We start from the raw sequence: 23,870 nt of genomic DNA on the forward strand, positions 1-23,870 counted from the left end.
TTACCTTCTGAAACCACCGACACCTGCACATGAAAGTGCGCAGGCAGGGTCCCCTACGCGCTGTGTGAGGAAAAAATGAAAGAATTTAGCTCATCAGATACGTTAATAATTATCAGCATTGTTCTGGTCTACATCCTGTTTACCACCTGGCTGACCTACCGGTTACGCAGTAAAAACAGCGGCGACTTTATGGAAGGCTCGCGTGCGATGCCCGCCTTCATCGTCGGCGTGCTGCTGATGTCAGAATACATCGGTGCAAAATCCACTATCGGTACCGCTCAGGCGGCGTTCGAAGGCGGTTTTGCCGCCTCATGGTCAATTCTGGGCGCGGCCATCGGCTTCCCGATCTTCGGCTTACTGCTGGTAAAACGCATTTATAACACCGGAAAAATCACCATTTCCGGGGCGATTGCCGAGAAGTACGGCAACACCACCAAGAACATTATTTCGATCATCATGATTTACGCCCTGCTGCTGGTGAACGTCGGAAACTACGTCAGCGGCGCGGCGGCCATTTCCACCGTGCTGAAAGTCAATCTGCCGGTCGCGGCGTTTATCACCGCCGTCGTCAGTACCTTCTACTTTGCGTTCGGCGGCCTGAAAGGTATGGCGTGGGTCACGATGCTGCACAGCGCCATCAAGTACATCGGCGTGCTGGTGATTTTAGGCATCGCCCTGCACATGACCGGCGGCGTGATGCCCATGGTAAAAGAGATGCCTGATTTCTACTGGACCTGGGACGGCAACATCGGCGCCAGCACCATCTTCGCGTGGCTGATCGGCACCATCGGTTCTATCTTCTGTACGCAGTTCGTGATCCAGGCAATTTCCTCCACCAAAAGCGCGGAATCCGCCAAACGCGCCACCTGGGTTGCCTTCTTCTTCTGTGTGCCGATTGCGCTGGCCATTGGCATGATCGGCGTGGCCGCGAAATTCCTGCATCCTGATATCGACAGCCTGTACGCCCTGCCGATCTTCATTCAGGACATGAATCCGTGGATCGCCGGTCTGGTGACCACCTCGCTGGTGGCGTCGATTTTCGTCAGCGTCAGTACCGTTGCGCTGGCGATTGCCTCGCTGATTGTGAAAGATTTCTATGTGCCGTACCGCAACCCGACGCCTGAACGCGAGTTCAAAATGACCCGCTGGCTGTCGCTGCTGATTGGTTTCCTGCCGCTGATTTTCGTGCTGCTGGTGCCGGAAGTGCTGAAGCTGTCGTTCTTCACCCGCGCCATCCGCCTGTCGATTTCCGTGGTGGCGGTGATGGCGTTCTACCTGCCGTTCTTTAAAAGTGCGCGCGGTGCCAACGCTGGCCTGATCGGTGCCTGCGTGGTGACTTCCGTCTGGTATCTGCTCGGCGATCCGTTTGGTATCAACAATATGTATATTGCGCTGGTGACACCGGCCATCATTATGGTGATTGACCGACTGATCCCGCAGCGCGCAGTAAAGAGTAAAAATGCACACCTTATTCAAAAGTCTGGAGCTTAAAGATGACCACTGAAACGCTAACCGTCGAACGCAGCGGTAAAGTGCACACCGCTGAACATGACGCCGCGCGCCGTGACGCCATGCTGCCGTCGGATTGCCCGCAAAATCACGCCGCCAATCTGCTGCCTTTGCCCGACGGCAGCCTGCTGTGCACGTGGTTTGCCGGCACCCAGGAAGGCATTGCCGATATTTCCATTTACCTGTCGCGTCTGGAAAAAGGCGCGCAGGTCTGGAGCCAGCCGGTGAAACTTTCAGAAGATGCCAGCCGTTCGGAGCAAAATCCGGTGCTGTTCCTCGACCCGGATAATGTGCTGTGGCTGATGTACACCGCGCAGAAATCCGGCAATCAGGACACCGCGATTGTGCGTTTTCGCCAGTCTCAGGATCTGGGCAAAAGCTGGGGAGACATCGGCACACTGCTCGGGGAACCCGGCACCTTTATCCGCCAGCCGGTGACGGTGCTGGCCAATGGCGACTGGTTGCTGCCGGTGTTTTACTGCCGCACACAGCCGGGTGAAAAATGGGTCGGCAACAATGACGACAGCGCCGTTAAAATTTCCAGCGATAAGGGGAAAACCTGGCGTGACGTGGCGGTACCGGAAAGCACCGGCTGCGTGCACATGAATATCACGCCGCTGCACGACGGCAGCCTGCTGGCGTTGTACCGCAGCCGCTGGGCGGATTTCATCTACCAGAGCCGTTCCGTGGATGGCGGTAACAGCTGGAGCGCGCCGCAGCCGACCGCGTTGCCTAACAACAACTCGTCAATTCAGGTGACAACGCTCGCCAACGGGCATCTGGCGCTGGTGTTCAATCATCTGAGTGCCGCCGATGCCAGCGAACGCCGGGCCTCGCTGTATGACGAAATTGAAGATGAAGACGACGATGTGCGCGTGGAAGCGACCGCCGAAACCGGCGCACGCACGGCCTTCTGGGGCGCACCGCGCGCACCGATGACGCTGGCCATTTCCGAAGACGGTGGCCGTTCGTGGCCTTACCTGCGCAATCTGGAAACCGGCGACGGCTACTGCATGACCAACAATTCGCAGCAAAAACTCAACCGCGAGTTCTCCTATCCCAGCATCAAACAGGGGCTGAACGGCGAACTGCATATCGCGTTTACCTACTACCGGCAGGCGATCAAATACGTCTGCGTCGAAGAGTCCTGGGTAAAAGGCTGACGCCGGTCCGGCCCGCCCTGCGCGGGCTTTTTTATAAGGAGAAGATCATGATTGCAGGTCATTTACGTGCGCTGGCACTGGCCACCTTGCCCGATGCGCTGCTCAGCATTCTTACGCTGCCGGAGTGTTCGCTGGAAGCGCTTTGCGCGCGGGAAGATGGACGCTTTCAGCCGGAGGGCGCAACCTGGTTTTGCCACATCGGCAATGCCAATACCTCGCCTGCGGCGGACCGGCATACTGAATTTCATCACGACTGGCTGGATATTCAGGTGGTGCTGGATGGCGAAGAGATCATCGGCTTCGATACCCGGAGCGCCATCGGACAGCCCGCCACGGAGCGCAAACCCGATTTGTTTATTCTCGACAATCCCGCGCTGCACAATGAGATTTTGCTGCGCAGCGGTGACTTTGTGACGTTCGCGCCGGGCGAGCCGCATCGCGCATTGTGTTGCACCACACATCCTGCCGTGGTGCGTAAAGCGGTGTTCAAAGTACCGGCATCAGCGTTAAAGGAGTAAGCCATGAGCAATACACCGCTTAAACACGCGCTGGTGACAGGTTGCAGCTCGGGCATTGGTGAAACGGTGTGCCTGACATTGCTGGCGCAGGGCTGGAAGGTGACCGGTCTGGCGCGCCGCGAAGTGAGCTTTCAACACCCTCACTTTTGCGCAGTGCCGCTCGATATCACCGACACGGAAAAACTGACCGCAGTGCTGGAAACACTGCCTCAGGTGGATGCCGTGATCCACGCCGCAGGCATGATGAAAGCGGCACCGCTCGGGCAGCTGGATCCGCAGGCCAGCGAGGCGTTATGGAAACTGCACATCGGCGTGGCAGAAGTGCTGGCCGACCGGCTGGTGGAAAATATGCCGGACGGCGGGCGCATCGTGTTGCTCGGCAGCAGGACGTCATCGGGCGTCGCCGGACGCAGTCAGTATGTGGCGACCAAATCCGCCATGATCGGTATGGCGCGCAGCTGGGCGGCGGAGCTGGCACCGCGTGGTATCACCGTCAACGTGGTGGCCCCCGGCGCGACGCAAACCCCGATGCTGGACAATCCGCAGCGCCAGAGCTCGCCGCCCAGATTGCCGCCGATAGGTCGCTATATTCAGCCGCAGGAAGTGGCCGATTTAGTCATTTACTTACTTTCGCCCTCCGCCGCAGCGATTACCGGCCAGCAATTAATTATTTGCGGCGGCGCTTCCCTTTAAAACTCGATTAGCATTACTTAAGTAAAATAACCACGCCGGTATAAAAACCGGCTACACTCCTTAAGACAAATTAATATAAAAACGCCTATTAAAATCTATTTTAAGTCAAATTGATCGTTAAACGATCTGTCCGGTAAGCCAAATTATTAAAATAATGCACAGCCTGTAACTCAAATTATATTTATAGACATCCATTAATTTGAGTTAACACCGATCAAAAGATCGCTATTTTCTGAAAAACAGATAAATCTCTTTATCTCTGCCCCTCCGACCTTTAGCATCGCCGTATTGCTTACTAAGCAACCAGCTCCATCCACCTGCAAGCAGAAATAAAAAATGACAATGAGTAAATTAAAGACCGTATCCAGCCTGCTGGTCGCGAGTTCTTTATTGGTTTCCGGGGTTTCCCGGGCCGGGGAAAGTTTGTTAGGCAGCAATACTGAAGGGATGCGGCACTATGTGAGTTATGGTGCTGAATATTATAAGTGGGACGAATCCGTCGATAATATGGACGGTAAATATGTTGCTGAACATGGCCCGCGCCTGCGCGTAAATTTCGGATCTAATAATTATCTCGACGCCCCAAGCGGCTTATTAAAAGCCTGGGACATGAGTGTGATGTTCGGGATCGTCAATTATAAAGGCAGCACCCTTGACGATCAGGCCAACGTGCCAAACGGTACGCTGAAAGGGAAAACCTATTACACAGGCTACAGCGCCGACCTGACGCGCGGTTACCGTTACCGCGCATCAGACAGCGTTTCTTTCGATATGAAAGGGGCGCTCGGCAGCCAGGTGTGGTTGCGTAATATCCGCTCCGACGATGTTTACATCGCTTCGGAAAACCGCACGCGGGATTACACGGCGCTGGAAGTGTCGTTGCAGCCGTACGCTAAGGCCTCTGTAGGCGCGAACTGGCAGATGACCGCCGATTCACGTCTGAGCCTGGAAGGCGGTGCGCTGTACCCGATCAAAACCTGGACGCACAGTAATCAGGGCGATGTCTGGCTGGAGCCGAAGTCTAAACTCTCGCCGTTCACCAGCCTGACCTGGAACATCAACAAAGATGTGTTCGTCAAAGCCAGCTATGTGCACCAGAAGTATGGCAAGTCAGACGAGAAACAGGGTGATCTGAACGGACGCAACGTTGGCTATTATCAGCCTGCGACCACGACGTCTACTCTGGGTCTGGAAGTCGGTTTCTACTTCTGATGATGTCAGTCAATCAGCGCCCCTCAAGCGGATTGTTCCGGTGTAAATAACCGGAACAATCGCTTATCTTAAAAGCCTCCTTTTCCAGAGGCTTACCTTTCATATGGATCGTTTCGCAACGCTGTCCGGCGTTCTCGCCATTTTATTGTGGAGCATGAGCGTGGCGCTCACCCGCAGCCTGTCTGAATCCCTCGGCCCTTTTGGTGCTGCCGCGTCTATTTATACGGTCAGTGGGATCATGGTCTGGATGGTGGGCGGGAAGCCGTCGCTGCGCGGGGAATCCGCGGCTTATCTGATCATCTGCGGTCTGTTATTTATCTTTTATATGGTGGCATTTTCGCTGGCGATTGGTCTGGCGCATAGCCGTCAGCAAACGCTGGAACTGGGACTGATCAACTATTTGTGGCCGAGCCTGACACTGTTGTTTGCCGTGCCACTGCTGAAACTTTGCGTGCGCTGGTGGATCTGGCCGGGCGTTATTCTGGCGTTTGCCGGTGTACTGTGGGCAATCAGCGGCGGTCACGGGCTGGACGTTCATCAGCTGATGCGTAACGTGCGCGGCAATCCGGTGGCCTACAGTCTGGCGCTCGGTGCTGCCGTTTCCTGGGCGCTGTATTCCAATCTGGTGCGGGTGTTGTGCAAGGGCAAAGGCGTGCTGCCGTTGTTTTTACTCGCCACCGGTGCCGTGCTTTGGGTGCTGTATTTCACATATTCATCGAATCGCATCAGCCTGACGTTACCGGCCATTCTCGAACTGCTGGCGATGGGCGCGGTGACCGCCATTTCTTATCAATGCTGGGATATCGCGATGAAAAAAGGCAATGCGACGCTGGTGGCGGCACTTTCGTACTTCACGCCGCTGTCTTCAATTCTGATTGCCGGATTGTGGTTGCATACACTGCCGGGTGCGAGTTTCTGGCCGGGCGTGCTGATGGTGGTCGGCGGTTCGCTGCTGTGCTGGACCGCCTCGCGGGGGAAATAAACTCAGCGATAGGTCGTGATAAAAGAGCGGTACTTGGCGAGGACTTGCAGAAAGTCCTCAACGCCGCAAAACGCCAGGCTCTCTTCATCGTAATAACTCATGCCTTCTTCGATTTCATCGCCATCGAAATCCAGCTGATTGGTACGCACCATCACTTCATCGTCAGCTAACAACAGCGTGTATTCGTGACCGACCATTTGCGTTTCACGCTCGCTGCCTTTGAGTTCACTCAGCGCGGCTTCCACTTTATCCAGCACAGATAAATCACCCTTCACTTCCTCATTCAGCCAGTGGCCGATCACTTCGTGGCCCATTGAAAAACGCACTTTGACCTCACCGGTGATATCGCGCAAAAAGTCGTAGTCCATCGTCTAGTCCTTAAAAATCATCAAACGCCACCAAAACCTGCCGCATGATAGCAATAAAAAAGGCGGAATTTCTTCCGCCTTTCCAGTTTATGAATCTCTTGTCATGTTAATTCACGGTCAGAACCACATTAATGTCAAAGGAGAATGAAGGCTTACTGACGCCCCAAAGCTGACCGGCAAAATGGATAACCCCTTTATACACACCAGGGGCCAGACCTGGATTTTCCGCTGATGAATAGTTCAGTATCGCCCGAACACTTGCCCCACCTTGGCATACCATCGCCGTATTGAATGTTCGGGTCGAACAGTCCGACCCTCGCATACCCCCAAAGTTAACGATCACATCGTTTCCTTGTTGATCCGTCATTGATGTTGTCAGCGGCGAATTGGTATTGACAGCACCATCCCAAACAAGAGACGTTGGCCCGGTGGTCGGCGTCACTGCGATAAAGCCCAGGTAACCATATTCGACAAATTTCTGTGTTTGATATTTGCCGGAAGTCCCACTGATCACCCAGTCACCGGTGACCGAACCAGCAAATTTCGTGATGGCTGATTTCGAACTTTGCCCATAACTTGCGGTGACCGTCGCCTCTCCGTCATCGGTACCCGAAATCGTCATTTTGGTGACACCTGATGCATTGGTCACACTGGTACTTTTCGCCAGTGTATTACGGGTGGTTGACCAGTTAACCGTTTCATTGGTGACCAGATTTCCCAGCGCATCTTTTACCGTAGCGGTAAATGTTGTCTCATCAATACCGTTCGTGGAAACCAACGGCCGGTCCAGCGTCAGCGTTGTGATCTCAGCAGTACTGAGGTCTGCAACAAAGCTGACTTCTGCCGCACTTGCCGTACGTTGTTGCTGAGTCAGCGTCGCCGTCACAATTTCAGTGCCCGCTTTGACCGACGTACCGGTCACTGTCGTTGTGCCTGCTACCGTGGTCTGCGTGTTGCTGTTCGCCAGCGTGACATTCGCATTATTGCCACTCCAGTCAACGCTGACCGCATTCACCGGGTTGCTATTGGCATCTTTAACGTTTGCAGTCCAGGTTATGGCGTCTGTGCCATTGGCCGGTGCCTGCGTTTTATCAGCAGCAATAGTCACCTGAGCAGTGCTGGCATCAGCAATGATATCCACTGTCAGGGTTTTCTGGCTGCTGCCCGCACTCGCGGTCACCACGGTATTCTGCGCCAGTGTTGAAGTCAGCGTTGCACTTGCCTCACCATTGACATCCGTCACTGCCTGGACCGGCGTCAGGACACCCGCCGTATTGTCACTGCTCCAGGTCACGGTGAGATTTGGCACCGGATGATTTGTCGCGTCAAGGACCGTGGCTTGCAATGTCACGGTATCGACGCCCGCGATAACCCCCGCTGTTTTATCGCCAGTCAGTGTGGTGACAATCGCCGTGGTGCTATCCGCAACAAACGCGATTGTCGGGGATGTGGCCGTTTTACTGTTAACCGATGCCGTCACCGTCGAATTGCCCAGGATCAGCGAATTTAACGTTACTGTGGCAATACCTTGCGCGTCCGTTTTCGTCGTTGCCGCTGATAACGTTCCGGTTGAAGGATTCACACTCCAGCTAATATCTGCACCCGATAACAGGTTACCGTTAGCATCCGTGACCGTGGTTGTCAGTGTGGCGATATCACTGCCGTTCGCCAGTACCTGCGTTTTATCCGTTGCCACTGTACTCATCTGCGCCGTGCTGACATCCGCGATATAGCTGACTTTGCTGGCGCTTTTACTCACCGCAGGCGTAGTCAGCCCCGCCGTGATGATGACATCCGCCGTTTTGAGTGACGTTGCGGTTACCGTTGTGACACCGCTGGCATTGGTTTTGGTCGTCGCGCTGACAGGCGTGACGTTGGCGTTATCACTGCTCCAGTTCACTGCCAGATCGTTAATCGGGTTCTGGTTAGCGTCTTGCACCGTCGCAGTCCAGGTCACAGTATCCGCCCCTGAGGCCAGCGCTTGTGATTTATTGGACACCACTGAGCTGAACGTCGCCGTACTGCTATCAGCAATGACATCAAGCGATTGGGTCAGGCTGCTGCCGGTAATACTGGCCGTCACTACGGTGGTCTGCGCATGAGTTTCTGTAAATGCCGCCGTCGCCACACCTGCGGCATCCGTTACACCTGAAACCGGGGTAAATGTGCCGCTGGCATTATCACTGCTCCAGGAGACGGTGACACCCTGAACCGGATGATTACTCGCATCCAGCACGGTGGCGCTCAGATTCACAGTGTCTTTACCCGCCACCACTGAGGCGGTTTTGTCCGCCACCAGCGTAGCGAGTTTCGCGGTTACCGTATCGGCAATGAATGACAATGAGGCAGAGGTTTCAGTTGCCCCCCCCACCGAGGCCGTGACCTTGAAGGCGATGACGTCGGCTGATGACAGTGTGACTGTCGCCACGCCCAGCGTGTTGGTCTTCGTGCTGCTGGCCGAAAGCGTGCCACCTGCCGGCGTGCTGCTCCAGTTAATGTCAGTATTCGCCAGCGGATTTCCTTTAGCATCCGTTAACGTGGTGCTTAAGGTGATGATGTCCGTGCCATTCGCCAGCGCCTGAGTTTTATCGCTGCTCACTGCACTCATCTGCGCCGTGCTGATATCAGCCACATAACTCACGCTGCTGGCGCTGAGGCTGCCTGCCGGTGAAGTCAGAGTGGACGTCATGATGGCATCAGTTGCCTTCACGGACGTGGCGGTGATCGTCGCAAGTCCATCGGTACCGGTCTGACTGCTGTTGCCCGATAACGTGATGTTAGCGTTGCTGCTGCTCCACTGCACCGTCGTCCCTTTCACCGGGTTCTGGTTGGCATCGGTTACCGTTGCCGTCCAGGTGATCACGTCAGTGCCGTTCGCCAGTGCCTGCGATTTGCTCGCCACCACGCGGGTCAGTGACGCGGTGCCCGCATTGGCCACGACATCAATGGACTGCGTTTTACTGCCGCCCGCCGCGGTCGCCGTAATCACGGTGGTTTGTGCGCGAGTCTCGCTAAACTGCGCCGTCGCCACGCCATTACTGTCGGTCACACCGGAAACCGGCGTAAATTTGCCGCTGGTGTTGTCGCTACTCCAGTTAACTGTTGCGCCAGGTACGACGTTACCGTTTTTATCATGCACGACAGCCGTCATAGTGACAGTGTCCACATCTGCCACCACGCCCGTGCTTTTGCTGGCATCGAGACTGTAAACAGTGGCCGTGCTGGCATCCGCCGCAAAGGTCAGCGACGGCGAATCCACGCCTGCGCCGTTAACATTACCCGTGACCACAGTGCTGCCGCTTGAAGCAGAGTGCAAAGTCACTGTCGCAATACCCTGAGCATTGGTGGTGGTACTTCCCGCCGAAAGTGTGCCGATGGCAGGGGCATTACTCCAGTTTACCGCCGTGTTGGACAGGACATTACCGTGGGCATCCGTCACTGTTGCGCTCAACGTAATTGCGTCAGTGCCGTTTGCCAAAGCCTGCGTTTTATCTGCTGTCACGGTGGTGACCTGCGCGGTACTACTGTCTGCTACGTAACTCACTTTACCCGCGCTGGCGCTTCCTGCCGGCGAAGTCAAACTGGCTGTCATCACGGCATCCGCGACTTTCACCGACGTCGCCGTGATCGTTGCGACGCCGCCCGCAGTGGTTTGGCTGGTGCTACCTGCCAAAGTAATATTGGCATTGTCGCTTTTCCAGTTCACCACCATTCCAGAAATGATGTTCTGATTGGCATCTTTCACGGTCGTGCTCCAGGTCACCGTCTCGGTGCCATTCGCCGTCGCCTGCGATTTATCAGATGTCACGCTGCCCAACGTCGCGGTGCTGACATCGGCAATCAGGTCAACAGACTGTGTTTTGCTGCTGATACCGGCAGTCGCCGTGATCACCGTTGTCTGCGCTTTTGTACTGCTGAACTTCGCTGTCGCCACACCCTTGCTGTCAGTCACAGCAGATACCGGCGTGAAGCTGCCGTTACCGTTATCACTGCTCCAGTTAACCGTAACGCCCGGTACCGCGTGGCGGTTAGCGTCCAGCACGGTTGCCGACAGATTAACCGTGTCTTTACCCGCGACCACTGACGCGGTTTTATCTGCCACCAGCGTATCTATCGCCGCGCTTGTCACATCGGCAGTAAACGACAGAGCCTGGGAGGTCACGCTGGCCGCATTAAACGACGCCTTCACGGTGTAATCTGCGACATCTGAGGACGTTAACCGGATCGAACTCACACCCTGCGCATTCGTTTTAGTGCTGCTGGAAGATAATGAGCCACTGGTCGGCGTCGCTACCCAGTTGACATCAGCATTCATCAACGGGTTACCGTTGACATCTGTTAACGTCGTATTCAGGGTGATGACATCCGTGCCATTCGCCAGTGCCTGCGCCTTATCGGTGGACATCGGGGTAAACTGCGCCGTATTCACATCGCCAATAAACGATGCTGCAGGCGCAGCACTGGCCGTACCGCCCGGCAGTTGCGCGGAGATAATTACGTCGCCAGCCTTGATGGTGGAAACACGTATCTGCGCCTGTCCCTGTGCATCAGTGCTGACGGTGCTTTCAGAAAGCCGGGCTGTGGATTGATCGCTTTTCCAGCTCACAGGTGCATTTGGCACTTTATTGCCGTTCGCATCGGTGACTGTCACGGTATAGATGACTGCGTCAGTACCATTGGCCACTGCCTGCGTTTTGTCCTGTTTCAGGTCAGTAATATTCATACTGGCACTGTCAGCAGCAAACGAAATGACACCCGTCATTTTGGCATTTGTTGTTCCGGCGCGGGCGGAGACTTTCACGTCACCCGCCACCGTCGAAGCCAGGGTAATTTGTGCATTGCCCAGTTCGTCTGTCGACACTTGCGGTGCACTCAGCGTGGCGATGCCCTGCTCCACTTTCCAGTCAACGGCTGCGCCTTTCAGAGGTTGGTTTTGGGCGTTAACGACATTTGCAACCAATGTGACTTTATCGGCATTATTTGCCGTCGCCTGCACTTTATCCAGGTTCAGGCTCATCACCTGTGCGGTGGAGGCATCCGCGTCAAAGTTGAGCGGCTCACTTTGCAGCGAACTGCCGCCTTCCACCGTTGCCGTCACCATCGCGTTCGCTACGCTCAGACTGGTGACCGTTACGGACGCCATGCCTTTTTCATCAGTCACGCTTTGCGCCGCTGATAATCCGAGAGCGGCATTATCTGCAGTCCATGACACCGTTACGCCTTGGTATGGCAGGCCATCTGCCGTCAATGCTTCAGCCGTCAGGGTGACTGCATCAGTGCCGTTGGCCATGATGTGATTTTTTGTTGCACTCAGCGTAGTCAGCCTTGCCCGGGTATCTGCATTTTGCAGCAGGATACGCGCTGTTTGCAGGGCAGTCTTGCCGCTGGCTATTGGCGTGATATCGGCAGTTCCGGCGACGTTGCCGCTGGTAAAGGTGGCGGTATAAACGCCCGGTGCGGATTCATTGAAGCCGGAGACGGTAGCGTTTTTCATTGGCGCAACGGATGTCACGTCAGCGCTACCGGATGGCGTGAGCTTCAGGGTGGCCGAAAGTTGAGGGGCTATCGTGGTCACTGGCAACTGATCTGCACCGGTAATGTGTAACGTCACCGTTGAGGTGCTGATGCCGTCAGCGACTAAGGTGTCAGGGCTGACCGTGGTAGAAGACTGCCAGGTCGCGGCATCATAGCCTGCCACGAAGACATCCATTTCACTGCTGTTAGAGCCGTTGCCTCTGGAATCGAAGGCCTTGCCTCTGACGATGTAATGATTATTGACCTCGCCATATTGATAATTTGGCAAGGTAATTGAGTATTGGCCCGAGTGTTTATCTTGCACGATTTTACCGCCGTGCTGCAGGAGTTCATCCGCCTGCCAGTCGATGCGATCCAGCCCATATTTGCTGTTAACGACGACAGAAATTGGGAAGGTGGCGCTTTCTGCACCTTCAATTTTGGCCGGTAAACCCAGCGAAATCAGATCTTGCTTGCGATAATCCAGCACGATGGTGTTGTTGCGGTTAACCAGATCCATGCGACTGCCAAGCAGTGAGCGTTTCACTGCCACCTGCGATGCATCCAGCTGTTTATCGAGGCTGACGCCCGGTGCATAACTGAAGCTCAGGTTAAACTGCGTATCCTGAGTATCGCCTTTGCCCATTTTCTGGCTGATCCCCGCTGTTATGAGCGTAAAAGGCGTGTAGTTCAGACCGACAGTGACCGCATAGGGATCTTTCTGACGGTTATCTTCATCATTAAATAAATCGACGTTATCGCCATAATACTGCTCAAATATGACGCTTGCGCCGAGTTGTGGCCATGAAGGTAAATAACCTTCCGTACGAATATCAAATCCGTTGGCCGCGCGCTCGTCATAATCCTGATAACGTTCTGATGCCATCCAGTCAGTGAGTCGCATATAACCATTCGCTGATATCTTTAAATAATCCCAGCCTAATTCCCCTCCTATGCCCACACGCTGGTGATGATTTTGCGACAACTGACGGTCATAGAAGGTATTCGCCCCCCACATCCAATTCTGTTGAAAATGACGATAACCCATGCCCGTATTAATAATATTGCGGTCATCCGCGCGGCGTGCGCCAAGTTGGGTGAATAACAGATTGGTTTTGTCGTCATATACCGGCAGCAGAACATCTAAGTTTGCATCTTCGAGAGAAAAATCATTATCTACCGACACTTGTACGCGCGCAGTACCGAACTGGTTCAGCCAGGACTCAACGCTTTGCGCTGCCTTGCCCGTCGTCCCGGTTGCCACCATCCCTTTCAGTGCATCGCTGGAAGAATCACCGGAAAGCAGCGCACCCGATTGAACTGCCAGCCCTGCCAGCGAGGTATTATTATCGTTATCTGGCGGGGAGGTGGAGGCTGAAAGCGCTGGCTGGGGACTGTCAGAGGATAATTTTCCATTCGATATTTTCTCAGTGACCACAGGTGCTTTCGTTTCAGCGGTGGCATTAAAAGAAAAGGCATAAACACATAAGGAAGAATAAGAAAACTGAATACCTATTTGTAATATGCAAACAAACCTGGAAACACGCATTATCTATTTCACTTTACATGTGTTATTAAAGGAGGCGAAGTAAATTGCAAAAGGCAGTTATATTTCGCAAGGGTCGAAAATTTAAACCACAAAACCCTTCAACTCTACTTAAAGAGTATTTAAGCAATAGTTAACAACTCGCGACCAATTAAAAATAAACAGTCAAATGAAACACTTACTCAATACATATAAGTTACTTGAATAATAAAAATATGCCGAATACCGGTCACTTAAGGTGACCGGTATTGTTTTTTGAAGGATAGGTACGCTGGTGAAATACGGCCATGCCAGGCGCCTGAGATAGCTGCATAAAAAAAGGTCCATGGAAGCCATGAACCTTTTTACATTAGCTGTGGGATCGGTCAGCCGATCCTTAAACGATCAGCATAAGTCACCTTTCAATGACCACAGTGAATAATGACGATTTAGACTGCGGTCTGGAAGATCACGCCGTCAGCTTTATCGGTGTATTCACTCAGCTTGTCGAAATTCAGATAACGGTAGGTGTCCACCGCGGTCTTGTCGACTTCAGCCATGTAACCCAGATACTCTTCCGGCGTTGGCAGACGGCCAAGCAGGGAAGCAATCGCCGCCAGTTCTGCGGATGCCAGATACACGTTGGCACCGTTACCCAGACGGTTCGGGAAGTTACGGGTAGAGGTAGACACCACGGTAGAGCCGTCGGCCACACGCGCCTGGTTACCCATACACAGTGAACAACCAGGAATTTCAACACGCGCACCGCTCTTACCAAAGACGCTGTAATAGCCCTCTTCGGTCAGCTGCGCCGCATCCATTTTGGTCGGTGGCGCAACCCACAGACGGGTTGGCAACGCGCCTTTATGGCTGTCGAGCAGTTTACCCGCCGCACGGAAGTGACCGATGTTAGTCATGCAGGAACCGATAAACACTTCATCGATTTTGCTGTTCTGTACGGAAGACAGCAGACGTGCGTCATCCGGATCGTTCGGTGCACAAAGGATGGGCTCTTTGATGTCCGCCAGATCGATTTCGATCACCGCTGCGTATTCCGCATCGGCATCGGCTTCGAGCAGTGTCGGGTTCGCCAGCCACTCTTCCATGCCTTTGATGCGGCGCTCAATGGTACGACGATCGCCGTAACCTTCAGAGATCATCCACTTCAGCAGCACGATGTTGGAGCTGAGGTATTCTTTGATCGGCGCCTGATCCAGTTTGATCGTACAACCGGCCGCTGAACGTTCTGCGGACGCATCTGCCAGTTCAAATGCCTGTTCAACTTTCAGTTCCGGCAAGCCTTCGATTTCCAGAATGCGGCCAGAGAAGAGGTTTTTCTTACCTTTCTTCTCAACGGTCAGATGGCCTTCTTTGATCGCGTAGTAAGGGATCGCATGAACCAGATCGCGCAGGGTGATGCCCGGTTGCATTTTGCCTTTGAAACGCACCAGAACGGATTCCGGCATATCAAGAGGCATCACGCCGGTCGCCGCAGCAAACGCCACCAGACCGGAACCCGCCGGGAAGGAAATCCCGATCGGGAAACGGGTGTGGGAATCACCGCCGGTACCGACAGTGTCCGGCAGCAGCATACGGTTCAGCCATGAGTGAATGATGCCATCGCCAGGGCGCAGTGAAACACCGCCGCGGTTCATGATGAAATCAGGCAGCGTGTGGTGCGTGGTCACGTCAACCGGCTTAGGGTACGCCGCGGTATGACAGAATGACTGCATCACCAGGTCAGCGGAGAAGCCCAAACACGCCAGGTCTTTCAGCTCATCACGGGTCATCGGACCGGTGGTGTCCTGAGAACCGACAGACGTCATTTTTGGTTCGCAATATTCGTTTGGACGAATACCGGCAACGCCACAGGCGCGGCCCACCATTTTCTGTGCCAGCGAGAAACCTTTGTTGCTTGCAGCAACCGGCTTCGCGATACGGAACACTTCGCTCTGTGGCAGCTTCAGTGATTCACGGGCTTTGGTAGTTAAACCACGGCCAATGATCAGCGGAATACGGCCACCGGCACGCACTTCATCGAGCAGCACGTCGGTTTTCAATTCGAAAGTGGCGATCACGTCGTTGGTTTCGTGGTTACGCACTTCGCCTTTGTACGGATAGATGTCGATCACATCGCCCATATTCAGATCGGAGACGTCCACTTCGATCGGTAATGCACCGGCATCTTCCATGGTGTTGAAGAAGATTGGCGCAATTTTACCGCCGAGAACCACACCGCCGCCGCGTTTGTTCGGCACATGAGGAATGTCATCGCCCATGAACCACAGCACGGAGTTGGTGGCAGATTTACGCGAAGAACCGGTACCGACCACGTCACCCACATAGGCCAGCGGGAAACCTTTTTTGTTCAGTTCGTCGATCTGTTTGATCGGACCGACACTGCCCGGTTGATCCGGATGAATGCCTTCACGTTCGTTTTTCAGCATTGCCAGCGCGTGCAAAGGAATATCTGGACGGGACCAGGCATCCGGAGCCGGTGACAAATCATCGGTGTTAGTTTCGCCGGTCACTTTAAAAACAGTGACGGTGATTTTTTCAGCCAGTTGCGGGCGTGACAGATACCATTCGGCATCGGCCCACGACTTCAGGATTTTTTTCGCGTGTTCATTGCCCGCGTGTGCTTTCTCTTCCACGTCGTAGAAGTTATCAAACATCAGCAGCGTGTGGGACAGCGCTTTAGCCGCGATAGGTGCCAGCGTCTCGCTATCCAGTGCGTCGATCAGCGGATGAATATTGTAGCCACCCTGCATGGTGCCCAGCAGTTCGATAGCTTTTTCAGGGGTGACCAACGGAGAGGTGGTTTCGCCTTTGGCGACGGCAGCCAGGAATCCGGCTTTAACATAGGCGGCTTCGTCGACGCCCGGTGGAACACGATTAATCAGCAGGTCTAACAGAGTGTCTTCTTCGCCTTGCGGCGGATTCTTCAGGGACTCAACCAACGCTGCCATCTGTGAAGCATCAAGTGGCTTAGGGACGATGCCCTCTGCAGCACGCTCGGCTACGTGCTTACGGTATTCTTCTAGCACGACTTTCTCCTCGCTCTCATTGTCATTTATTATGCCTGGCTTCCATCATCAGCATCGCGTCATGCCTGTAGGGACAGGGGAATTCAAGCGGTCTGATGAATCGGGGACACTGCGGGTAAGCGTGTTTCTTAATGCTGAAACGTCACGTCCTGAACCTAAGCACAGTGCCCTTTTGCGCCGGGGCAGCATAGCAGGATTTTGCCCGCTTGTTAATTCGTTCACATAAAAGCAACATTAAATCTTTGCTGAATCGTTGAGCACAGACGGATCGGCTGTTCATCGCAATTCGCCCTCTAGATCATCACATCAACCCTGTGGGTACAAGGGAATAAATGACAGAGAACGCAGAAAAAAGGCACAAAAAAACCGCCCAAAAGGACGGTCGATTTGTATCTTCCAGGTGCTAGCAGTCACGAAGAAGACAGTGCATTTGAAACAATAAAGCGCTACCAAGCGAGTGCATATTGAACAGAACATGAGTAAAAAGCAATCTTAAAAAATGACTTTGCGGGATGCTTTCCAGGAATATGCAGCAATCCTTCAGGCAGCTATTATTTGCGATAAGATTTTTACGGGCTGCTTCGCTGGCCTAGCAGCCGGTCACCGGGCTTCAGGAAGCGGGTTCATCAGTACTGCGGTTCAGGCGCTACCAAGCGCTTGTTTCACCGCTATTTTCCCGGTGAGATGCCGGTGGTCGTGGTCCGTAACAGGAATCACGCAATGAAAAGGACGTCACTTTGTATCCTGCTCGTTGTACTGGGAAGTTCGTTGAGTGCGGGCAATAGCGGGTGGTCAGTCTCACACGTTAACGTTCACATCAATGTTCTCTCCCGGAACAAGTAATGCTAAAGGTCGCCTTTCGGGGCGACCTTTTTTGAACTCAGATTTCAAACATAAAAAAAGCGGCACTTTTCAGCGCCGCCTTTTCAAACCCTAAAACCGATATAACTGAATCATTCAAGTTGCATCAAGGCGGTAGCCAACGCAGAGGCAGCTTGAAGGATGACGGTATATTATTTCTTTTTGGCTTTCGGGTTTGGCAGATCGGTGATGCTGCCTTCGTAGATTTCTGCTGCCAGACCCACGGACTCGTGCAGAGTCGGGTGAGCATGGATGGTCAGCGCGATATCTTCTGCATCACAACCCATTTCGATCGCCAGACCGATCTCGCCCAGCAGCTCGCCGCCGTTGGTACCGACAATCGCACCACCAATAACACGATGAGTCTCTTTGTCGAAGATCAGTTTGGTCATGCCATCTGCGCAGTCGGAAGCGATAGCACGGCCTGAAGCTGCCCACGGGAAGGTGGCAGTTTCGTAGCTGATGCCTTTTTCTTTCGCTTCTTTCTCAGTCAGGCCAACCCAGGCAACTTCTGGCTCAGTGTAGGCAATGGATGGAATGACTTTCGGATCGAAGTAGTGTTTCTTGCCGGAAATTACTTCGGCAGCCACATGGCCTTCGTGAACACCTTTGTGCGCCAGCATTGGCTGACCGACGATGTCGCCGATAGCAAAGATGTGTGGCACGTTGGTGCGCATTTGTTTGTCGACGTGGATGAAACCACGGTCGTCAACTTCAATGCCTGCAGCGCCCGCTTCCAGCAGCTTACCGTTAGGAACACGGCCGATAGCCACCAGCACGGCGTCGTAACGCTGTGGTTCAGCAGGGGCTTTTTTGCCTTCCATCGTGACATAGATGCCGTCTTCTTTGGCTTCTACCGCGGTCACTTTGGTTTCCAGCATCAGGTTGAATTGCTTGCTGATTTTCTTGGTGAAGACTTTCACCACGTCTTTGTCAGCCGCAGGGATCACCTGATCGAACATTTCTACCACGTCAATCTGAGAACCCAGCGCGTGGTAAACGGTGCCCATTTCCAGACCGATGATACCGCCGCCCATCACGAGCAGACGCTCAGGGACGGTTTTCAGTTCCAGTGCATCAGTGGAATCCCAGACGCGTGGATCATCATGTGGAATGAATGGCAGTTTGATTGGACGGGAACCCGCCGCAATGATGGCATTGTCGAAAGTGATGGTCGTTGGACCATTTTCGCCTTCAACAACCAGAGTATTCGCGCCAGTAAATTTGCCCAAGCCGTTGACGACTTTGACTTTACGGCCTTTCGCCATCCCTGCCAGACCACCGGTCAGCTGGTTGATGACTTTTTCTTTCCAGACACGCACTTTGTCGATGTCAGTTTTCGGCTCACCGAAAACGATGCCGTGCTCGGCCAGTGCTTTTGCTTCAGAGATCACTTTCGCGACATGCAGCAGAGCTTTAGAAGGGATACAACCTACGTTCAGGCACACGCCCCCGAGAGTGGAGTAACGCTCAACCAGAACAGTTTCAAGACCTAAATCAGCGCAACGGAAAGCAGCAGAATAGCCCGCAGGGCCCGCCCCAAGTACCACGACCTGAGTTTTAATTTCAGTACTCATCATGACCTCTTAATTTATGTCCGGCGGGTCTGACGTCATTTTTATGTCGCAACGCCCATCATCCACCGGGTCGTTCTATCCGCCCGCAGTTTACAAAATTGTTAACAAATTTGAAACAACAAACGGCATACGATTTGTGCTTAGCCCCGAAAAATCTCAAACAGCATGAAGAGATTATCAGAAAAAAGCCGGCCGTTTGGCCGGCTTTTTCGCTTACATCACCAGACGGCGAATGTCAGACAACACGTTGTTGATGATGGTAATGAAGCGCGCGCCATCAGCACCGTCAATCACACGGTGGTCGAAGGAGAGCGACATTGGCATCATCAGGCGCGGAGTGAACTCTTTACCGTTCCAGACTGGCTCGATAGCAGACTTGGACACACCGAGGATAGCCACTTCCGGCGCATTGACGATTGGCGCGAAGTGGGTCGTCCCGATACCACCGAGGCTGGAGATGGTGAAGCAACCGCCCTGCATTTCGCCAGCAGTCAGCTTACCGTCACGGGCTTTCTTGGAGATAGCCATCAGCTCACGGGACAACTCGGCGATGCCTTTCTTGTTCACGTCTTTGAAGACCGGAACAACCAGACCGTTTGGCGTATCAACCGCCACACCGATGTTGATGTATTTTTTCAGCGTCAGTTTCTGACCATCTTCAGACAGTGAACTGTTGAAGCGTGGCATCTGCTCAAGCGCTGCGGCAACGGCTTTCATGATGAAGACCACTGGGGTGAATTTCACGTCCAGTTTACGTTTAGCGGCTTCATCGTTTTGCTGTTTACGGAACGCTTCCAGCTCAGTGATATCGGTTTTGTCGAAGTGCGTAACGTGCGGGATCATCACCCAGTTACGGCTCAGGTTCGCACCAGAGATTTTCTGGATACGGCCCAGTTCGACTTCTTCAATTTCACCAAACTTGCTGAAGTCCACTTTCGGCCAAGGCAGCATGCCTGGCAGACCGCCACCCGTTGCTGCTGCCGGCGCGGCTTCAGCAAGTTTGACTGCGTCTTTCACGTAAGTCTGCACGTCTTCACGCAGGATACGACCCTTACGGCCCGTCCCTTTGACTTTCGCCAGATTCACGCCGAATTCACGGGCCAGACGACGGATAACCGGCGTGGCGTGAACGTAAGCATCGTTCTCAGCGAATTCGCCTTTGCTCTCTGCTTTAGCCGCAGGGGCAGCCGCTTTCTGTTCCTGTTTCGCAGGAGCAGCAGCCGCTTCTTCTTTCTTCGCCGCCGGAGCAGGCGCAGCGCCTTCAACTTCGAAGATCATGATCAGAGAGCCGGTGCTGACTTTGTCGCCCGCAGCGATTTTAATTTCTTTCACGGTACCGGCGAACGGCGCAGGGACTTCCATTGAGGCTTTGTCGCCTTCAACGGTGATCAGTGACTGTTCAGCACTGACTTTATCACCGACTTTAACCATGATTTCAGTGACTTCTACTTCGTCGCCGCCGATATCAGGTACGTTCACTTCTTTGCTGCCGGTTTGTGCGGCAGCGGCAGGTGCCGCGTCTGATTTAGCTTCTTCTTTCGCTGGTGCGGCAGAACCGGAACCGGCGATTTCGAAGACCATGATCAGAGAACCGGTGCTGACTTTGTCGCCCGCAGCGATTTTGATTTCTTTTACAGTACCGGCGAACGGTGCAGGGACTTCCATAGAGGCTTTGTCGCCTTCCACGGTGATAAGCGATTGTTCCGCTTCCACTTTGTCGCCCACTTTGACCATAATTTCAGTGACTTCAACTTCGTCGCCACCGATATCAGGCACGTTCACTTCTTTGCTTTCGCTGGAAGCAGGCGCAGCGGTAGCAGCAGCGTTCTCTTGAACATTCGCTTCTGCTTTGGCTTCCTGTTTCGCCGGTGCGGCATCAGCAGCACCGTCAGCGGCTTCAAAGACCATAATCAGTTTGCCGGTTTCGACGGTATCGCCGACCGCAACTTTAATTTCTTTGACCACGCCAGCTTGTGGAGAAGGCACTTCCATAGAAGCTTTGTCGCCTTCAACGGTGATCAGCGATTGTTCAACGGAAACGGTATCGCCCACCTTCACCATGATTTCGGTGACTTCCACTGCATCTGCACCGATATCCGGTACGTTAATTTCAATAGCCATCTGTCTTTACCTCTTATGCCAGACGCGGGTTAACTTTGTCAGCATCGATGCCGAACTTGGTAATGGCTTCAGCCACTACTTTCACATCGATCTCGCCACGTTTGGCCAGTTCGCCCAGCGCAGCAACCACAACGTAGGAAGCATCAATTTCGAAGTGGTGACGCAGGTTTTCGCGGCTGTCAGAACGACCGAAGCCGTCGGTGCCCAGTACGCGGAAATCGCTGGCAGGAACGAAGTTACGGATCTGCTCTGCGAACAGCTTCATGTAGTCGGTTGAAGCAACAACCGGCGCATCGTTCATCACCTGAGCCACATAAGGTACGCGTGGGGTTTCAGTCGGATGCAGCATGTTCCAGCGCTCGCAGTCCTGACCGTCACGGGCCAGTTCAGTGAACGAGGTCACGCTGTAAACGTCTGAAGCGACGCCGTAGTCTTTGGACAGGATCTGAGCCGCTTCACGTACGTGACGCAGGATAGAACCGGAGCTCATCAGCTGCACTTTACCTTTGCTACCTTCCAGGGTTTCTAACTTGTAGATACCTTTACGGATGCCTTCTTCCGCGCCTTCCGGCATGGCTGGCATGTGGTAGTTTTCGTTCAGCGTCGTGATGTAGTAATAGATATTTTCCTGCGCTTCGCCGTACATACGAACCAGACCGTCATGCATGATGACTGCCACTTCGTAGGCATACGCCGGATCGTAAGAAATACAGTTCGGGATAGTCAGAGACTGAATGTGGCTGTGACCATCTTCGTGCTGCAAGCCTTCACCGTTCAGGGTGGTACGACCGGAAGTACCGCCGACCAGGAAGCCGCGAGCCTGTTGGTCACCCGCTGCCCAGCACAGGTCGCCAATACGCTGGAAACCGAACATGGAGTAGTAGATGTAGAACGGGATCATTGGCAGATCGTTGGTGCTGTAGGAAGTCGCTGCGGCCAGCCATGAAGATGCGGCGCCCAGTTCGTTGATCCCTTCCTGCAGGATCTGACCTTTCTCGTCTTCTTTATAGTAAGCAACCTGCTCACGGTCCTGCGGGGTGTACTGCTGACCGTTCGGGCTGTAAATACCAATCTGACGGAACAGACCTTCCATACCGAAAGTACGCGCTTCATCGGCGATGATCGGCACCAGACGGTCTTTAATGGAGTCGTTTTTCAGCATCACGTTCAGGGCACGGACGAAGGCGATAGTGGTAGAGATCTCTTTCTTCTGCTCTTCCAGCAGTTGTGAGAAGTCTTCCAGTTTCGGCATTTCCAGCTTCTGAGTGAAGTTTGGCAGACGAGTCGGCAGGTAGCCTTTCAGCGCAGCACGACGTTCATGCAGGTATTTGTATTCTGCAGAGTCTTTTTCCAGAGTGATGTACGGCAGTTTTTCCAGATTTTCATCGGTCACTGGCACGCTGAAACGATCACGGATATAGCGCACGCCATCCATGTTCATTTTCTTCACCTGGTGAGCAATGTTCTTGCCTTCGGCCGCTTCGCCCATGCCATAACCTTTGATGGTATGCGCAAGGATAACGGTCGGCTGACCTTTGGTGTTCTGTGCTTTGTTCAGTGCAGCGAAGACTTTCTTCGGATCATGACCACCACGGTTCAGCGCCCAGATTTCGTCGTCGGTCATGTCTTTGACCAGCGCAGCGGTTTCCGGATAACGGCCGAAGAAGTGTTCACGAACGTATTTACCGTCGCGGGACTTGAAGGTCTGGTAGTCGCCGTCCACGGTTTCGTTCATCAGCTGGATCAGTTTGCCGCTGGTGTCTTTACGCAGCAGTTCGTCCCAACGGTTGCCCCAAATCACTTTGATCACGTTCCAGCCGGCGCCTGCAAAGATGCCTTCCAGTTCGTTAATGATTTTGCCGTTACCGGTTACCGGGCCATCAAGACGCTGTAAGTTACAGTTGATGATGAAGCACAGGTTGTCCAGTTTCTCACGGGTGGCGATAGTGATCGCACCTTTAGATTCTGGCTCATCCATTTCACCGTCGCCCAGGAACGCGTAAACACGCTGCGCTGTGGTGTCTTTCAGACCGCGGTGATCAAGATATTTCAGGAACTTAGCCTGGTAGATAGCACCGATTGGACCCAGACCCATTGATACGGTCGGGAACTGCCAGAATTCAGGCATCAGTTTCGGGTGCGGATAAGATGACAGACCTTTACCGTGAACTTCCTGACGGAAATTGTTCATCTGGTCTTCGGTCAGGCGGCCTTCGAGGAAAGCACGCGCGTACACGCCCGGAGAGATGTGGCCCTGGAAGTACACCAGATCGCCGCCGTCATTCTCGTTGCGAGCACGGAAGAAGTGGTTGAAGCACACTTCATAAATAGCAGCAGAAGACTGGAAGGATGACATGTGGCCGCCCAGATCCAGATCTTTCTTCGACGCACGCAGAACGGTCATGATCGCGTTCCAGCGGATTGCGGTACGAATGTTGCGTTCCAGCTCCAGGTTACCCGGATACTCAGGTTCGTCTTCAACAGCGATGGTGTTGACATAATTACGGCTGGCCGCGCCAGCTGCGACGCTCACGCCGCCTTTACGTGCTTCACTCAGAACCTGATCAATCAGGAACTGCGCACGCTCAACACCCTCTTCACGGATGACCGATTCGATCGCTTGTAGCCAGTCGCGAGTTTCGATCGGATCCACGTCATTATTTACACGTTCTGACATGGTGCTTTTCCTTATCTGTATCTAATACGTTGGTTTATCTGGAGCCTGTCTTCCTGCGCTCTTAGTGACAGTCTTCGCTCTCAACAAAACGCACGAAGACAGG

At 53.7% G+C, this 23,870-nt stretch carries 12 protein-coding genes; 6 read left to right on the forward strand and 6 right to left on the reverse strand.

All coding sequences use genetic code 11. The features are described from left to right. The first annotated feature begins 75 nt into the window (after window positions 1–75). From ACO0U8_RS07370 to yddG, 6 genes are all read left to right on the forward strand, one after another. Complete coding sequence (locus tag ACO0U8_RS07370) at window positions 76–1,491, forward strand: sodium:solute symporter family protein (protein ID WP_056777079.1); 1,416 nt, start codon at window positions 76–78, stop codon at window positions 1,489–1,491. Window positions 1,492–1,493: 2 nt separating this feature from the next. After that, a complete protein-coding gene (locus ACO0U8_RS07375) occupies window positions 1,494–2,672 on the forward strand; it encodes a sialidase family protein (RefSeq protein ID WP_056777074.1) in 1,179 nt (392 codons plus the stop codon). 47 nt (window positions 2,673–2,719) lie between these two features. After that, entirely contained in the window at window positions 2,720–3,190 is a 471-nt protein-coding gene (locus ACO0U8_RS07380; protein ID WP_421670549.1) for a YhcH/YjgK/YiaL family protein, read from the forward strand. A gap of 3 nt (window positions 3,191–3,193) precedes the next feature. Then, the gene (locus tag ACO0U8_RS07385) at window positions 3,194–3,883 is read left to right on the forward strand and encodes an SDR family NAD(P)-dependent oxidoreductase (protein WP_421670550.1); all 690 of its coding nucleotides are present in this window, start codon (window positions 3,194–3,196) and stop codon (window positions 3,881–3,883) included. Window positions 3,884–4,225: 342 nt separating this feature from the next. Beyond that, window positions 4,226–5,095, forward strand: coding sequence for a hypothetical protein (locus ACO0U8_RS07390; protein WP_421670551.1), 870 nt, complete (start codon window positions 4,226–4,228; stop codon window positions 5,093–5,095). A 103-nt stretch (window positions 5,096–5,198) separates the two neighbouring features. After that, window positions 5,199–6,077 carry an aromatic amino acid DMT transporter YddG gene (gene yddG, locus ACO0U8_RS07395; RefSeq protein ID WP_421670552.1) on the forward strand — a complete coding sequence of 293 codons (879 nt, stop codon included), beginning with the start codon at window positions 5,199–5,201 and terminating at the stop codon, window positions 6,075–6,077. 2 nt (window positions 6,078–6,079) lie between these two features. On the opposite strand, the gene yacL is transcribed toward yddG, so the two are convergent. From yacL to aceE, 6 genes are all read right to left on the reverse strand, one after another. Beyond that, window positions 6,080–6,445: a protein YacL gene (gene yacL, locus ACO0U8_RS07400; RefSeq protein ID WP_056777056.1), complete on the reverse strand. Its 366-nt coding sequence runs from the start codon at window positions 6,443–6,445 to the stop codon at window positions 6,080–6,082. Between the two features lie 106 nt (window positions 6,446–6,551). Then, window positions 6,552–13,397 (reverse strand): Ig-like domain-containing protein, encoded by a 6,846-nt coding sequence (locus ACO0U8_RS07405; RefSeq protein ID WP_421670553.1) that lies wholly within the window; start codon window positions 13,395–13,397, stop codon window positions 6,552–6,554. A 536-nt stretch (window positions 13,398–13,933) separates the two neighbouring features. Next, complete coding sequence (gene acnB, locus ACO0U8_RS07410) at window positions 13,934–16,531, reverse strand: bifunctional aconitate hydratase 2/2-methylisocitrate dehydratase (RefSeq protein WP_421670554.1); 2,598 nt, start codon at window positions 16,529–16,531, stop codon at window positions 13,934–13,936. A 1,013-nt stretch (window positions 16,532–17,544) separates the two neighbouring features. Next, a complete protein-coding gene (lpdA, locus tag ACO0U8_RS07415; protein WP_056777038.1) occupies window positions 17,545–18,969 on the reverse strand; it encodes a dihydrolipoyl dehydrogenase in 1,425 nt (474 codons plus the stop codon). A gap of 213 nt (window positions 18,970–19,182) precedes the next feature. Then, complete coding sequence (gene aceF / locus ACO0U8_RS07420; RefSeq protein ID WP_421670555.1) at window positions 19,183–21,090, reverse strand: pyruvate dehydrogenase complex dihydrolipoyllysine-residue acetyltransferase; 1,908 nt, start codon at window positions 21,088–21,090, stop codon at window positions 19,183–19,185. 13 nt (window positions 21,091–21,103) lie between these two features. After that, window positions 21,104–23,767, reverse strand: coding sequence for a pyruvate dehydrogenase (acetyl-transferring), homodimeric type (gene aceE / locus ACO0U8_RS07425; RefSeq protein ID WP_056777029.1), 2,664 nt, complete (start codon window positions 23,765–23,767; stop codon window positions 21,104–21,106). Window positions 23,768–23,870: the final 103 nt, after the last annotated feature.

Origin of the sequence: Rahnella sp. EDr1-12 (assembly GCF_049206505.1) — a bacterium.
GTDB classification, from domain to species: Bacteria; Pseudomonadota; Gammaproteobacteria; order Enterobacterales; family Enterobacteriaceae; genus Rahnella; species Rahnella rivi.